Here is a 15155-nt window from a genome sequence, read left to right as displayed (position 1 = left end):
GTTCCCCACCCCTGGTTGCCCGGGAGGCCCCCCGGATGGATACCCCCGTAGCGCCGCCACCCCGGCGGATCACCATCGTCGACGTCGCCCAACACGCCCAGGTCTCCACGACCGCAGTGTCGAAGGTGCTACGCAACGCGTACGGCGTCAGCCCGAAGATGCGGGACCGGGTGCGGCAGGCGATCGCCGAACTCGGCTACCGGCCCAACGCCGCCGCGCGGGGCATGCGCGGCCAGACCTACACCATCGGCGTGATGCTGCCCAACATCCGCAACCCGTTCTTCGCCGAGATCCTCGACGGGCTCACCGACCACCTCGCCGACACCGACTACCAGGTCCTGCTCGGGCCGGGCTGCAACGGCCGGGAGGCCGAGGCCAAGGTCACCCACGCCATGATCGACCGCAGCATGGACGGCCTGATCCTCATCGCACCGATCTCGACGCGCGCCCACCTCGACCACGTCGCCGCGACCGTGCCCACCGTCGTCGTCGGTCGACACGGCCGGTCGCGGGCCTACGACAGCGTCGCCGACGACGATTTCGCCGGCGCCGCGCTGGTCGTGGATCATCTCGCCGACCTCGGCCACACCCGGATCGCGCACATCGAGCACCACGAGACCGACCGGGACTGCCTCGCCGAGATGCCCAACGCCATCCGCGCCGCGGGCTACCAACAGGCGATGCGGGCCCGGGGTCTCGCGGACGAGATCGACATCGCCTCCACCACCTACACCCAGGACGGCGGCTATCTCGGCGCCCAACAACTACTCGCCCGGCCGGTCCGGCCGACCGCCATCTTCGCCGGCGCGGACATCGTCGCCATGGGCGCCCTCGACGCCATCGCCGAGGCCGGTCTGCGGGTGCCCGAGGACATCTCCGTCGCCGGGTACGACAACACCACCTTCGCCGCCTTCCGCCCCATCTCCCTGACCAGCGTCGACCAGGCCGGTCACCAGATCGGCGCCAACGCCGCCCGACTGCTGCTCGACCGCATCGTCGACCGGCAGCGGCCCGCCGCGCAGGTGAGGCTCTCCCCCACCCTCGTCACCCGGCACACCACCGCCCCGCCACCCGCGCCCTAACTGCCGTCCCCGGACATCTCCCGCATCCGAGTCGACCACGGGTAACGTTATCCACATCGTGCACGCCGGGGTGGTCGGCTATGGTCTCGTGTCCAGTCCGTGGTCGGGTAGTTCAGTGCCTGGTCGGGTAGTTCACTGCCTGGGCGGGTAGCGGCGGGCCGTCCTTTCGGGCACGCGACAACGCCGGCCCGCAGTCACACCCCGAGCGCCCGCTCCCGCGCCGGCCACGCGACGTCGTCGAACGCGAGCCACGGCGCGGCCGCCACGGCTGCGGGTGTCATCCCGGCAAAGGCCATGACATCCCGACACAGGTGGGACTGATCGACAAAGCCACCCTCCGCCGCCACCAGGGCGGCGCTGTGCCCGGCGGCGAGGCGGTGCGCCACGTGGTCGAACCGGACCAGCGTCGCGGCGCGCTTTGGGGTAAGACCGATCTGGGACCGGAATCGGGACCACAACCGCCTACGGCTCCATCCCACCTCGGCCGCCAGTCGCTCGACCCGAACCCGCCCCCGGCTCGTCATCATCTGCCGCCAGATGAAGGCGACCTCCGGATCCACCGCCCGGCCCGCCGCACGCCGCCGCGCGAGCGCGGCCGTCATGACCGCGAACCGGTCGTCCCACGACCCGGCAGCGCGAACTTGCTCCCGCATTCGCTCGGCGTCACGGCCCCACAGATCCTCGAGGGCGACCACGGTCGCGGCTAACTCGAACGAGGCACCCAGCACCGCGTGCGCGACCACCGGCGAGAGCCGTACCTGTAGAAGGTCGACATCGCGCCCGCTCCCTCGAACGCTGCCCAGGCCGGGGCCGACGATGACACCGCCTCGCTTCCGCGTACCACTGGCGTCGTCGACGAGCAGCGCGTCGCCGAAGTCGATGAACATCGTGATCGCGGGGTACGGAACCATCCGAAGCTCGACCGAATCCTCGGCTCGACCGCGAAAGCCGGCCATGCTGACTCCGGCCATCGGGCCCGAACCTGCCGGGACCGCGATGTCCACCACGGTCCCAGCGACACGAACCCGCCCGACAGGTCGCATACTGCCATGTTACGAGCCTCGGTTTACCCAGGGCTACCGTGGGTAAGGCGCGCAGGTGCGCCAGGGACCTCTCGCAGACAGTTATCCGGGGGCGGTCGCCCTCGTCGTCTGTTCCCTGGTCCCGTACCTGGTCCTGACGGTGGCAGTCCTTCCGCTCGGGGAACTCATCTCCGCGAGCCTCGGCATCTCCCGCCCCGCGCTGCTGGTCGTCGCCAGCCTCTCCGCCGGGGCGTACGCCGTCGGCACCCTGCTGGCCGCGCAGTTCGCCCTGCACCTCCCGCCGCGACGAATGCTCCTCGGCTACGAGGTCTGCTTCTTCGTCGCGTCCGTACTCGCCGCCTGGGCCCCGAACGCGCCGGTCTTCATCACGGCCTTCATCGCCCAGGGGCTGCTGACCAGCCTGATGCTGATCGCCGCGCTACCCCCGCTGGTCATCTCCTGGCCGGCGGCCAAGATGCCGATCAGCGCCGGAATCCTGAACCTGTGCATCTTCGGCGCCGTGGCCATCGGCCCGACCATCGGCGCGCTACAGGCTGCCGCGGGTGGCTGGCGACTGCTGTTCTGGGGCGTCGCGGCGGTGGCCGGACTGGCGCTGCTCTTCTCCGTACTCACGTTCCGCGACACCCCGCCCCAGGACCCCAGCGCGCCCTGGGACATCGTCGCGCTGGTGCTGGGCGTCACCGGCTGCGGCGCGTCCTTCTACGGCGCGGGCCAACTGCTCGCCAGCATGCGCGCCGACGTGCAGTCGGTGGTCCCCCTCGTCACCGGAGTCGCCCTGATCGCGTTCCTGGTGGTCTACGAGTACCGGCTGCACAACCCGCTCGTACCGGTGAAGGCGCTCGCCACCTCGGTCCCGCTGGCCGGGATCTTCGCCGCCCTCACCACCAGTGCCGCCGCCTTCGGCGCGATGGAACTGCTCCTGGCGGTGCTCCGTACCGCCAGCACACCCACCACCACGGCGCTCATCTTCCTCCCCGAGTTCGTCGCCGCCATCGCGATCGCCGGACTCTTCGCGGCATTGTTCCGGACCCGGTTCACCCCGGTACTGACCGCCGGCGGACTGCTGATGGTGGTGGCGTCCGCGGCGTTGCTGCTGGCCGCACTCCCGGCGGTCGGTCCCACCCTCGCGGCGGTCACCGGCCTGCTCGGGCTGGGCGTGGCGGCGGCGGTCTCGCCGGCCCTGTTCCTGGCCGGCCTGTCCCTGCGGGCGAGAATGCTGCAACGGGTCTTCGCCCTGATCGAGCTGCTGCGGGCCGTGACCGCGTTCCTGACCGCCCCGATCCTGGTGTTCCTCGCCGGAACCCTCGGCAACGACCAGACCTCCGGTACCCGCGACGCGCTCTGGATCTGTCTCGGCATCGCCGCCGTCGGGCTCGTCGGCGCATCCGCGCTGTACCTGTCGGGCCGGCCACGCCTGGAGACGCCGGACCTGGAACGCTGGCAGGGTCGCGGGGAACCCGCCTGGGAGTCCCCGCCCCTCCTCAGCGCTCTGCCACGCAAACGGCGGTGAGGGTGGTACGGCGGTGCCGACGGCCGCTCATGGTGCCGGCCGGTCAGGCCGCGTCGGCGTCTGCTGGCCAGGCTCTGTCGTCGACGGCCAACCATGGCTCGCTCGCGGCGGCGCTGGGGGTTGTCCCGGTGAACGCGCGGACCTCGCTGTACAGGTGGGACTGATCGGCATAGCCGCCGTCCGCTGCCACCCGGGCAGGGCTGTCTCCTCGGACCAGGCGGTGCACGGCGTGGTCGAAGCGGACCAGCATGGCGGCGCGTTTGGGCGTCAGCCCGATCTGTGAGCCGAAGCGTGACCACATACGCTGGCGGCGTACGGGCCCGGGCCAGCACGGCGAGCAGCGGAAACTCGTACGCCCACCAGGTGACCATCCGGTCCGATTGACCCAACTGGACCACAGTGGCGGGTCTGCGGGGACTTCATTTGGCGTCAACTGAATGTCTGTGCGGCCAGTCAGTCAGTCTTGCCCGGGCGATCCGCTCGCGGGAACGTGGACGGATCGACTGGAGGTGAAGCCCCGATGACCATCACGTTGTCGTTGGCCATGGTGGCGACGTTGACCCTGCCACCCGTGGGAGCCGGCGGAACCCTCGACTCCTCGACGGAGGGTCGCGGTACGACGACCCGGGTCAGTGTCTCCGGCACTGGCGAGCAGGGGAACAGCCTCGCCTTCGACGGCGCGACAAACGGGGACGGGCGGTACGTCTCCTTCTCGTCGTACGCCTCGAATCTCGTGTCCGGGGACACCAACGAGGACGCCGACGTGTTCGTCCGGGACCGCGCGGCCGGCACCACCACGCGGGTGAGCGTCGCCAGCGACGGAGTCCAGGGCAACGGCTGGAGCGTGGAGCCCGTCCTCAGTACCGATGGGCGCTTCGTGGCGTTCACCTCCAGGGCGTCGAACCTCGTCCCCGGCGACACGAACGACGAACCGGATGTGTTCGTCCACGACCGACGTACCGGCACCACCCGGATCGTCAGCGTCTCCACCGACGGTCTCCAGGCCGACAACGGCGGCGCCAGCGGTGCGCGGATCAGCGCGGACGGCCGGTTCGTCGCCTTCGTCTCGTGGGCGTCCACTCTGGTCCCCGACGACACGAACGGCGCCGCGGACGTCTTCGTCCGCGACCTCCGAAGGGGAGTCACCAGCCGGGTGAGTGTGTCGAGTCTCGGTGTGCAGGGCAACCAGTTGAGCCAGGAGTCCGCGATCTCGGCGGACGGCCGGTTCGTCGCCTTTTCGTCGGACGCCGCCAACCTGGTGCCCGGCGACACCAACGAGTCGCCGGACGTGTTCGTCCACGACCGGCGGACCGGGGTGACGAGCCGGGTCAGCCTCACCGACGACGAGGCGGAGGCGGTCGGGCCGGCACCGGAGCTTGGCAGCCGCAGCCCGGCGATCAGCGCGGACGGCCGGTACGTGGCGTTCACCTCCTTCGCCCTCAACCTGGTGCCCGGCGACACCAACGGCTTCCCGGACGTGTTCGTCCGGGACCGCCGGGCCGGAACCACCCGCCTCGTCAGCGTGTCGTCCGGCGGCATCCAGGCCGACGCGGCCGGTCGCGGCCCGTCCATCAGCGCCGACGGTCAGTACGTCGCGTTCAGTTCGCCCGCGACGAACCTGGTCCGGGGCGACACCAACCAGGATCTGGACATGTTCCTCCACGATCGTCGAACCCACCGCACGATCCGGGTCAGCGTCTCCACCGCAGGCGTCCAGGGCAACGGCAGTGTGCTGCCGGGCCAGGTCAGCGGAGATGGCCGGCACGTCGTGTTCACGTCCGCCGCCTCCAACCTCGTTCCCGCCGACAGCAACGAGGCACAGGACGTGTTCGTCTGGGACCCGCACGGCACACGGAGCTGACCGGACGCCCGGAAAGCCCCGTGGTCAGCGCTTCCGGGCGCAGTGCCGTCAGCGTGCGTCCGGGCGCAGTGCCGTCAGCGTGCGTCCGGGCGCGGCGTCGTCAGGGTGTCCGGGCGGCGCTCTGGTCGGCGGCCCGCGCCAGCGCGACCGGAAGCAGCCCGGCCAGTTGGGTGGCGGTGACGCCCTGCCCCGGCTGGAGCATGACCACCACGTCGCCCCGACGGCCCACCACCCGGTCCCTGGCGAGGTACGCCTCGTCGCCCTGTGGTGTCGGCAGTGGTTGCCCGGTTCCCTTGCCGATGACCATGATCAGTCGACCGGACCGGCCGTGGACCACACTCACCGAGACCGCCGATCTGCCCGCCAGGTCGTTGAAGTTGGCGTACCCGAATCGCTTGTCCTTGACGTGGCCCGCGGTCCGGTCCGGTCGCACCTGGCGACCCACCGCGGCGCCGAGTTCGTCGACGGTCAGCAGGGTCTCCGCGCCCAGGTTTGCCGCGGTCGGCGTGCCGGTCGGGGCCTCGACCACGGCCGGCACGCGGCGGGCCGCCCGTAGCACGGTGACCTTCTTGACCCGGCGGGTCCACCGCCGGACCCGTGCGCTGACCACGTCACCCAGTTCGCACTGGCCGGCGATCTCCTTGGGCAGGATCCAGGCCCGGGTCCGGTCGGACCGGCCGTCGTCGATGACCAGGTAGTAGTTGACCGGTATCCGCTCGCTGCTGTTCTCCGGCGTGGTGAACCGCCACATCTGATGCCAGATCACCTCGCCGGAGACCGTAGCCGGCGTCGACAGGTCGACGAACACCCGGATCATTGTGTACCCGGCGTAGCCGAGCAGGGCCAGCCCGACCAGCATGACGCCGAGGGTGACCGGGTCCAGGTCGGGAAGGTGCCGCCACGGCGTGAGCCAACGGCCGAGCAGGTCCTCGCCCGGGTCGGTGGCAGTTGTGCTCTCTCCCCCGAGCAGCGCCGGTCCGACGACGCCGAGGAGCGACCAGCCGAACCCGACGGCACCCAACGCGCGAACGGCGGGCCAACCGAGCGACTGGCCGTACCGTGGCAGGGTGTGCGGGTAGCTGACGTCGACCTGGCGCCAGGTGCCGCCGTACGCCGACCAGAGGCGGCTCCGGTCGGCCAGGCCGAGGTGGACGACCTGCGAGGCCACCCGGGTGACGCCGAGCGCGGCGCCGTACGGCAGGTAGCGGCCCCAGACCGTCACGGCCGCGGGAGGCAGGTCGGCGAACGCCTCGTGCCCGGCCAGCCATCCGCGTAGGCCGAGCCAGCGGGCGGCGACGGCCCGACCCTGCGGGGTGTCCCGTTCGCCCATGTTCCGTCCGGCGACGGTGGACAGGATCGTCGTCGTGACGAAGAAGGCGACGGCCACCCCTTCCCACCGGTCGGTGTCCCCGGTCCGGGACAGGTAGTGGTAGGCGCCGGCCGCGACACCGAGTCCGGCGATCCCGCCGAGTACCCCGAGCGCGGTGGCCAGGCTCCGGGGAAACCTGCGCCGGGTCAGACCGCGCTGGCGGGCCTCGGCGATGACCGCCCGGCCCAGCGAACCCGACCAGTTCGCGGCGCGCTTCTCGTCGGCGAAGGCCAGCGCGGTCAACGGCACCACCCCACCGACCGCGCGCTCGGTCACCCGGTCGAGGACCTGCCGCTCGTAGCTGTTCAGCCCGTCGCTGCGGCCGGTCGGATGCACGGTACTGTCGCGCGGATCGGGTCCGGCCTGCCGCAGTTCGAGATAGCCCCGGGCGGCGAGGTCGAGCAGGGTCGACTCGGCGGCGTCGACGGTGATGCTCCACCGGTTGACCAGCAGGCTGACCACCGCCGGGGACTCCGGGCCGGGCAGTTCCATCGAGGCCGGGGCGGCGGAGGGGGTGACCGGCCGGGTGAGCAGCCGGGCGGTCAGGTAGACGGCGGTCCAGACGGCGAGGACCGCCACCGGCAGCCCCAGCTCGATGGCCAGGTCAACGGGGTTCATCGTGCCGCTCCAGCCCTCGTCCGGCCGTCAGAACCGCACCGGCACGTCGGCACGCTCGCCGTCGGCCGCCTCGAAGTACCGCTCGGCACGGAAGCCGCCCATCGCGGCGATGACGTTGGTGGGCAGGGTCTGAACCGCGGTGTTCAGCGACTGTACGGCGCTGTTGTAGAACTGCCGGGCGTACGCGATCTTGTCTTCGGTGCCGGCGAGTTCACGCTGGAGTTCACCGAAGTTCTCGCTGGCCCGCAACTGTGGGTACGCCTCGGCGACCGCGAACAACCGGCCGAGCGCCTGGGTCAGCGCACCCTCGACGGCGACCCGCTCCGGCGTACCGCCCGGGGTCCCCATCGCGGCGACGCGGGCGGCGGTCACCGCCTCCAGTGTGGCCCGCTCGTGTTGCGCGTATCCGCGCACCGTCTCCACCAGGTTCGGAATCAGCGAGTGCCGCCGCCTGAGTTGGACGTCGACCTGCGCCCAGGACGCCTGCACCTGAGCACGCAGCCGTACGAGCCGGTTGTAGCCGCGCACCGCGGCGATCAGCGGGACGATCACCAGCAGGGCCAGCACCGCCAGCCCGCTCACCAGTACCAGGCCGGAATCCACGTGGTCACCTCTCCGTTCAACCGGTCGACCGAGCATTCCCGGCGACTGCCACCAGGATCTGCCGTCGAGTTGTCCCGGGGCTGACGGCCGGCCATCCACCTGATGATCGCCACCCGGTCGCCCCGCATCAAGTCTGCGGAGGATCCTGCGCTCCGCCCGGCCCGCCGGGCGGAGGTCGGCACGAACTGGTGAGAGACGGCCACCCCGCCCCTGCCGGGTGGCGCTCCCCGGCGTCGGCCGACGGCTGCCCAGCGCCGGCCGATGGCTCCTCGGCGCCGGCCAGGTGGCTCCTCGGCGCCGCTCGGGTCAGGGGCGAGACGGCGATGGGGAACCTTCCCGGGGGCAGGACGCCGGGAAAGTTCCCCATCGGGCGGAGTGGGACTATCGGGCGGTGCGGGACTATCGGGCGGTGCGGGCCGGGGACGGTTCGACGGCGGGGCAACTGGTGCCGCTGGCCGGCACGACCAACGAGGTCAGGTAGCGGTCGATGGTGTCCCGGGTACACGGGCTGACGTTGTAGACGCCGTGCCCGGCCCCCTCGTAGCTGAGCAGCACACCGTGCCGGCCAAGCTGCTGGGCGACGTTCGTGGCCCAGTTGTACCCGGCGGCGGGATCGTGCACGGAGTTGAGCAGCAGGAGCGGCCGGTCGGTGCGGATCTGCAACCGCTGCGGCGGGTTGTCGACCCGGGGTGTGCCGAGGCACGACTCCAGCGCCGCCAGCGCCTGCGGGTACGGCAGGTCGGTCCCGATCCGGGCCATCTCACGGACCCGGGCGGCGTACTCCCGGTAGTCCCGGATCGGCAGGTGCCAGTCCTGGCAGAAGATCGCCAGGTAGTTGCTGCTGGTCTGGGTCGCCGACGTGGCCGGGCCGTTCGGCTTCGCCTCGTCCGCCTCGCCAGCCTCGTCGGGTGTCGCCGTGCTCAGCGTGCTGATGGTCCGCGCCAGCCCGGCGTAGTCGGGGTCGTAGAGCGCACGCGGCGCGAGGAAACCGCTGAGGGCGTACGGGGTCAGCGTCGCCGACGGGTTCTTCGGGTCGGGTACCTCCCCGCGCCCGGCCCGGTCGAGCAGCTCGGCCCAGACCGCGCGGACGTCCCGCCCGTGCAGCGCACAGCTCTCGGTACGGTCACACCACGCCACGAACGCGTCGAACGAGTCCTGTGCGGCGGCGGTCTGGGTGTTCAGGAAGTCCCGGGTGTCGAGGCTGGGATCCATCACGCTCTCCAGCACCATCGCCCGGACCCGGTGCGGGAACAGTTCGGCGTACCGCTCGCCGAGCAGGGTCCCGTACGAACTGCCGTGGTACGTCAGCTTCGCCTCGCCAAGGGCTGCCCGGATGGCGTCCAGGTCCCGCGCCATGCCGCGGGTGTCGGCGTGCGCGAAGACCGGCCCGGTCCGGGCCCGGCAGTCCGCCCACAGCCGCCGGTTGTACGCCACCGTGGCGTCGAAGTCGGCCTGGCTGGTCAACACCGGTGCGGGCCGCTGGGCGAGCAGGTCGGTCGAACAGCGCACCGGGCTGCTCCGGCCGACGCCGCGCGGGTCGAAGCTGACGATGTCGAACCGGCGCCGGAGTTCGGGGCTGAACCGGTTGATGCCCTCCACCACCCGGCTCACCCCGGAGTCGCCGGGGCCGCCGGGCCCGAAGACCAGGGTGCCCACCCGGGCGGCGGGATCGGTGGCGGTGCGGCGGGCGAGCGCCAGCTCGAACGTCGGGCCGGCCGGCTGGTCCCAGTCGATCGGCACCGAGAGGGTGCCGCACCGCGCGGTGGCGTCCTCGGCGCACGGACTCCAGTCGACGCCCGGGGCGTCAGGCGGCAACGCCGCTCCGCTCGCCCCCGGAGCACCGGCACCGGCCAGCATCACGGCGGCGGCGATCGCCGTACCCCAGGCGGTGGCCCGGCGGACGGCTCGACGCCGGGTCGGATTGCGTTCGTACAGCATGGGGTGATGTCCTTTCGGTGAAGGAGTGTTGCGCGCAGAACTCGCCCGTGGGCGAGGCGGTGCTTCTTCCTCCTGGGCCGTCGAGTTGGCGCTCGACGGCCCAGGGCCCGGATCGGCCGCAGCGGCTCAGCACAACCGGGGCGGGTCGGCACGGAGGCGCCGGGGCGGCACGGCCGCAGCAGGTCGGCACGGCCGCAGCCGCTACTCGACCTCCTTGAGTACGCGCTCCAGGGATGTCATCCGGGCTTCCATCTGGCTGAGCCGGCTGCCGAGTTCGGCCAACTGACGTTCGGTGCCCTCCTGGGTCCGCACCGCCGTCTCGGCGAGCCGCTTGTACTCCCCCTCGCGGGCGAGCACCGCTTTGGCCCGCCAGGTCCGGGCCACCTGCACGATGATCGTGGTGATCACGCTGATGACCAGGGCGAAGAGACCGACTGCCCCGACGACTTCCGTCCAGTCGTGTTCGCTCATGACCGCGATCCCTCCTCGACGCCCCGCTCGCCCGGTTCCGGAAGGCTCAGCGTCTGTTCCGCCGCCGCTACGGCGTCCGGCGTCAGCCGGTAGTCGAACTGGTTGACCTCGTAGAACTTCATTGCCTTCCCGTCCTCTGACAACTCAAGTTGCGCCGACACCAGGCCGGCCGCCTCCAGCTTTCGCAGGTGGACCTGGAGCAGTGCCCGGCTGATGCCGAGCTGGCGGGCGAGCCGGCTCACGTAGTTGCGTTCTCGGACCAGCGCCGCGACGACCCGCAACCGGTGCGGGTTGGCCAGCGTGGCCAGCACCCGTACCAGGTCGTCACCGGTCGGGCCGGGTCTACTCATAGCGAAACCCCGCACATGCCAAGAGAAGCTAGCAGGTGCTCAGAACGACTTGCCAGTCGACCGGCACGACGGCTGTCAGGGATGGCGTTCAAGGGATGTTGTAGGGCTAGCCGGATGTCCGGCGCCCACGGATGTCACCAGGCTCTACACCCGGACATCCCGATCGTGGCCGGCCGAGAGGTGTGCCGCCCGAGCCTATGAGCCGTGGTGGGTGGTGCCGCCGGTTCCGGACCGCAGTTGGGCGAATGCCTGGTCGGCGTCGGCGACAGCCTCGGGATGGACCTCGGGGGCGGTTCGTCCGTCGGCGATCTTCTGCCAGTTGGTCCGGGCGAGTACCCGTTGGACCGCGAGCACCTGGGCGGCCCGGAGTCGTGCCTCGATGCCCGGGCCGAGGGCGCCCGCCAGCGCCTCCTCGTCGTCGAGCAGGTAGCGGGTGAGCCGGCCCGCCAGGCTCGGGGTGCCGAACACCAGCCGATGAAACGCCACCACCTCGGGGTGGTCGTTGAGGCCGGTGACCGGGTCGTGACGGTCGAGCCCGGCCCGGAAGTGCCGGTGCAGCGCGGTCAACGGTGAGTCGCCGGGCTGGCGGGCGCGTACGACCCGGGCGGCCTCGCCGTTGTGGTCCGCGAAGCGGTGCAGGACCAGATCCTCCTTGGTGGCGAAGTATCGGAAGAGGGTCGGCTTGGAGACCTCGGCCGTCGCGGCGATGTCGTTGACCGAGACCTGGTCGAAGCCGCGCGCCAGGAACAGCGAGATCGCCGCGTCGGCGATGGCGTCGTGGGTGCGTGCCTTCTTGCGGGCCCGCAGACCTGTCGGCTCGGTCATCTGGTCAGCGTAACATTAATGACCAGGTTGCTTTTTTAACCCAGTAACGCTTTTATGGAGGCATGACGCAGACAGATGTCCTGGTGGTGGGTGCCGGCCCGACCGGCTTGACGCTCGCATGCGATCTTGCCCGGCGGGGCGTCGCCGTGCGGATCGTCGACCGGGCACCGGAGTTTCCGGGCGGCTCCCGGGGCAAGGGGTTGAGCCCACGCAGCCTGGAGGTGTTCGACGACCTCGGGGTGGTCGACCGAACGCTGGCCTCCGGGGTCACCCACCTGCCGCATCGGAAGTACCAGGGAGCGGAGGTGATCGCCGAGGTCGACCCCGAGGCCGGAGTGGCGGCTACCCCGGACGTCCCGTACCCGACCGGGCTCATGATCCCGCAGTGGCGGGTGGAGCAGATCCTCCGCGAGCGGCTGGCCGACTTCGGCGTAGCCGTCGAACTGGGCGCCGAACTGCGCGACTTCCGCCAATCCGCCGACGGGGTGACCGCCACCGTCGGCGAGGCGCAGGTCCAGGCGCGATACCTGGTCGGCTGCGACGGTGGCCGCAGCACCGTCCGCAAGGCGCTCGGCCTGAGCCTGCGCGGCGAGACGCCGGACGTCCAGCTCATGGCCGTCGGCGACGTCGAGGTCGACGGGCTCGGCCGGGACGCCTGGCACCAGTGGCTCACCGGCAACGGCGGGATCATGCTGTGTCCGCTCCCCGGCACCGACGCCTTCCAGGTGCAGGCATCGCATGAAATCGACCCGGACGGTTCGCCACTGGAACCGACCCTGGAACGTTTCCAGCAGACCTTCGACCGGATCGCCGGTGTTCCGGGCGTACGACTGCACGATCTGGCCTGGCGCTCCAGCTACCGGGTCAACGTTCGGATGGTCGACCAACTCCGGGTGGGCCGGGTGTTCCTCGCCGGGGACGCCGCACACGTACACCCGATCGCGGGTGGCCTCGGCATGAACAGCGGGATCCAGGACGCCTACAACCTCGGCTGGAAGCTGGGCCTCGTGCTGGCCGGCAATGCCGCGCCCGGCCTGCTCGACACGTACGAAGAGGAACGACTGCCGATCACGAGCTGGCTACTCGACATCACCTCGGAGCTGCTCGACGTCGTCCTCGAAGCGATCAAGGAGAGGGGCGGCGGCGTGGACGCCGTGGCCACGCCCGAACTCACCCAACTCATGCTCAGGTACCCGTGGAGCCGGCTCTCCCGGCACACCGCGAGCCGCTCCGCCGGATCTCGGCCGGGCGACCGGGCACCGGACGCACCGCTGCGCGACCCGGTCACCGGCTCGGCAGTTCGCCTCTTCGACCTCTTCCGTGGGCCGCACTTCACCCTGCTCGGCATCGGCGAACGCTGCGCAGCCGGGTTCGGCGACGTCGACACCGGCATCGTCCAGCCCCACCTTGTCGGGCCGGGCGGCCTCCTCGACGACGGCGGCCACGCGGCACACGCGTACGGCACCGACGCCCTGGTCCTGGTCCGCCCGGACGGACACATCGGGCTGGTCGCCGACCCGGCGGAGCCGGGAACGGTCGCCGAGTATCTCCGCTCGCTGTAAAGGCTTGTCGGCCTGTCGACCCGCCCGGCCACCGCAGGCCCACCCAACCTCCCCGTCCGGGCAGCGGATGTTCGCGATGCGCCGGGGTCAGGGACCAACGCGGGAGCGAACAGCCGGGACACGATTTGTTGCACATTTTTGCAGGTACCAGATCACGCGACACGAGATGGTCGCCGACCCGTCTCCATACTCGCTGACCAGCGCAGGCAGCCGAGTCCGCCGTTTCTGTGATGGCGGTGACGGTCGATTTAGGCGGCCGGCAAGGGGTGTTCTCGATCATGGTGGGCTCTGTTCATCACACATTAAGTACGTGTCCCGAGACTCACATTGACAAAGCCCATCACCTCGTGTTGAAAGAGGTTTTCATCTTGACGGAGAATGATTCCGAGCGTTCGCAGCTTTCGCGGCGCCAGTTGGTGAAGTACGCCGGCGTCGGTGCGACCCTGGCCGCCGCGAGCCCGCTCGTCGGTGCCGGCGCGGCATGGGCGCAGGAGGACGACCGGCACGACCACCAGGGGAACGAGAACAGCTCGCGCAACCGGGTGTGGCGGGCGGGGGACCACCACATCCACTCGGAGTACAGCGGTGAGTTCGACACCTCGGTGAACCCGCCGGTGTTCAGCAAGGGCGCCGACGCGGTGTACCCGATCGTGACCAACGCGATCATGGCGAAGAACTTCGGCCTGACCTGGGCGATGTGCACCGACCACGGTGGCCCGACCCACTCGAAGGTGAACCTGGAGCAGGCGTACCCCGACCTGCTGCTCTCCCGCCGCCTGGTGCCCGAGGTGCTCCAGTTCTGGGGCATGGAGTTCGACGCCCCGGCGATGGACCACCACACGCTGATGATCCCGCGCCACGACGACGAGGCGAAGATGCTCTACGACCTGGAGAGCAAGTTCGCCAAGAACGATCCCTTCCCCGCTGATCCGAGCTGGAACACCGAGGCGAAGATGATCGAGTTCCTCAAGTACGCGAAGGACCTGCGGCACAAGCCGCTGGTCATCGCGCACCACGCGGCCCGGTCGGCGCCCGGCTTCTACCAGTGGGGCCAGGACACCCCACGGGAGTTCCGCAACAACCAGGACGCCGCCCCCGACGTGTACGTCGGCTTCGAGGGCGCGCCCGGCCACCAGGCCGGCCCGCTCAACGGCGGCGACCGGGGCGGCTACGGCAACTACCCGACCCACGGCGGCTACGACCAGATGACCGCTCGGGTCGGCGGGCTCTGGGACGCGCTGCTCGGCGAGGGCCGGCGCTGGTGGATCACCGCCACCTCGGACTCGCACGTGCACTGGACCCGCGGCGGCTCGGACTTCTGGCCGGGCGAGTACAGCAAGACCTACGTGCATGCGCGGCAGGACTACGCCGACATCATGGACGGGCTGCGTAACGGGCGGATCTGGGTCACCACCGGTGACCTGGTCACCAGCCTCGACATCACGGCCTCCGGCCAGGGCCGCGACGCCGCCGTGGGCGAGACCGTCACCCTGAGCCGCCGCAACCGGACCGACGTCGAGATCGAGATCAGGTTCCGGCCGCTCAACGGCAAGAACCACAACGGCGACCGTCCGGAGGTCCGGCGGGTCGACCTCATCGTCGGCCAGATCACCGGCCCGGTCGCCAACCGCGACGCCGACACCAACCCGACCACCAAGGTCGTGGCCCGGTTCGGCCCGCGCGACTGGCGCAAGCAGGGCAACGAGTACGTCATCAAGCACACCCTGCGCAACGTCGAGACCGACATGTACGCCCGGGTCCGCGGAACCAGCACCGACGAGGCCGAGCCGCTCGCCGACGGGCAGGAGAGCCCGTGGGACGACCTGTGGTTCTACTCGAACCCGGTCTTCGTCCGGATCCGCTGACCGCCCGAGCCGAAGCCGCTCGCCGCTTCCCGGCCCGCCGTCACCGTTCGCACGCCGA

General features: G+C 70.8%; 13 protein-coding genes. 5 read left to right on the top strand and 8 right to left on the bottom strand.

Translation table 11 applies throughout. From position 1 onward, the window contains the following. Positions 1–35 precede the first annotated feature (35 nt). Positions 36–1082 (top strand): LacI family DNA-binding transcriptional regulator, encoded by a 1047-nt coding sequence (locus Pma05_RS34475; protein WP_203861710.1) that lies wholly within the window; start codon positions 36–38, stop codon positions 1080–1082. A 194-nt stretch (positions 1083–1276) separates the two neighbouring features. Here Pma05_RS34475 and Pma05_RS34470 read toward each other — a convergent pair whose 3' ends face one another. After that, positions 1277–1993, bottom strand: coding sequence for an AraC family transcriptional regulator (locus Pma05_RS34470; RefSeq protein ID WP_239313700.1), 717 nt, complete (start codon positions 1991–1993; stop codon positions 1277–1279). Between the two features lie 187 nt (positions 1994–2180). Here Pma05_RS34470 and Pma05_RS34465 point away from each other — a divergent pair, with 187 nt between their 5' ends. After that, the gene (locus Pma05_RS34465; protein ID WP_203861708.1) at positions 2181–3635 is read left to right on the top strand and encodes an MFS transporter; all 1455 of its coding nucleotides are present in this window, start codon (positions 2181–2183) and stop codon (positions 3633–3635) included. 43 nt (positions 3636–3678) lie between these two features. Here the strand turns inward: Pma05_RS34465 and Pma05_RS34460 are convergent, their stop codons facing one another. Beyond that, a complete protein-coding gene (locus Pma05_RS34460) occupies positions 3679–3885 on the bottom strand; it encodes a helix-turn-helix domain-containing protein (RefSeq protein ID WP_239313738.1) in 207 nt (68 codons plus the stop codon). A 270-nt stretch (positions 3886–4155) separates the two neighbouring features. On the opposite strand from Pma05_RS34460, the gene Pma05_RS34455 reads away from it, so the two are divergent. Then, positions 4156–5496 (top strand): TolB-like translocation protein, encoded by a 1341-nt coding sequence (locus Pma05_RS34455; RefSeq protein ID WP_203861706.1) that lies wholly within the window; start codon positions 4156–4158, stop codon positions 5494–5496. A 100-nt stretch (positions 5497–5596) separates the two neighbouring features. Here the strand turns inward: Pma05_RS34455 and Pma05_RS34450 are convergent, their stop codons facing one another. The 6 genes from Pma05_RS34450 to Pma05_RS34425 all read right to left on the bottom strand — a co-directional run bounded on the left by Pma05_RS34450 (position 5597) and on the right by Pma05_RS34425 (position 11670). Next, a complete protein-coding gene (locus tag Pma05_RS34450; protein ID WP_203861705.1) occupies positions 5597–7483 on the bottom strand; it encodes a DUF2207 family protein in 1887 nt (628 codons plus the stop codon). 27 nt (positions 7484–7510) lie between these two features. Then, a complete protein-coding gene (locus tag Pma05_RS34445; protein WP_239313697.1) occupies positions 7511–8086 on the bottom strand; it encodes a LemA family protein in 576 nt (191 codons plus the stop codon). Positions 8087–8485: 399 nt separating this feature from the next. Then, on the bottom strand, positions 8486–9943 hold the full coding sequence (locus tag Pma05_RS34440) for an alpha/beta fold hydrolase (RefSeq protein WP_372441610.1): 1458 nt from the start codon (positions 9941–9943) through the stop codon (positions 8486–8488). A 282-nt stretch (positions 9944–10225) separates the two neighbouring features. Beyond that, a complete protein-coding gene (locus tag Pma05_RS34435) occupies positions 10226–10495 on the bottom strand; it encodes a hypothetical protein (RefSeq protein ID WP_203861702.1) in 270 nt (89 codons plus the stop codon). Further along, positions 10492–10845, bottom strand: a complete 354-nt coding sequence (locus Pma05_RS34430; protein WP_203861701.1) for an ArsR/SmtB family transcription factor — start codon at positions 10843–10845, stop codon at positions 10492–10494. Before Pma05_RS34430 ends, Pma05_RS34435 begins: the two co-directional genes overlap by 4 nt. A 195-nt stretch (positions 10846–11040) precedes the next feature. Then, entirely contained in the window at positions 11041–11670 is a 630-nt protein-coding gene (locus Pma05_RS34425; protein ID WP_203861700.1) for a TetR/AcrR family transcriptional regulator, read from the bottom strand. A gap of 62 nt (positions 11671–11732) precedes the next feature. On the opposite strand from Pma05_RS34425, the gene Pma05_RS34420 reads away from it, so the two are divergent. Further along, positions 11733–13232, top strand: coding sequence for an FAD-dependent oxidoreductase (locus tag Pma05_RS34420; RefSeq protein ID WP_203861699.1), 1500 nt, complete (start codon positions 11733–11735; stop codon positions 13230–13232). 368 nt (positions 13233–13600) lie between these two features. Continuing rightward, positions 13601–15097, top strand: a complete 1497-nt coding sequence (locus Pma05_RS34415; protein WP_239313694.1) for a CehA/McbA family metallohydrolase domain-containing protein — start codon at positions 13601–13603, stop codon at positions 15095–15097. Positions 15098–15155 lie beyond the last annotated feature (58 nt).

Origin of the sequence: Plantactinospora mayteni (genome assembly GCF_016862935.1) — a bacterium.
GTDB lineage: Bacteria > Actinomycetota > Actinomycetes > Mycobacteriales > Micromonosporaceae > Plantactinospora > Plantactinospora mayteni.
This window is presented reverse-complemented; position numbering and strand designations above follow the sequence as displayed.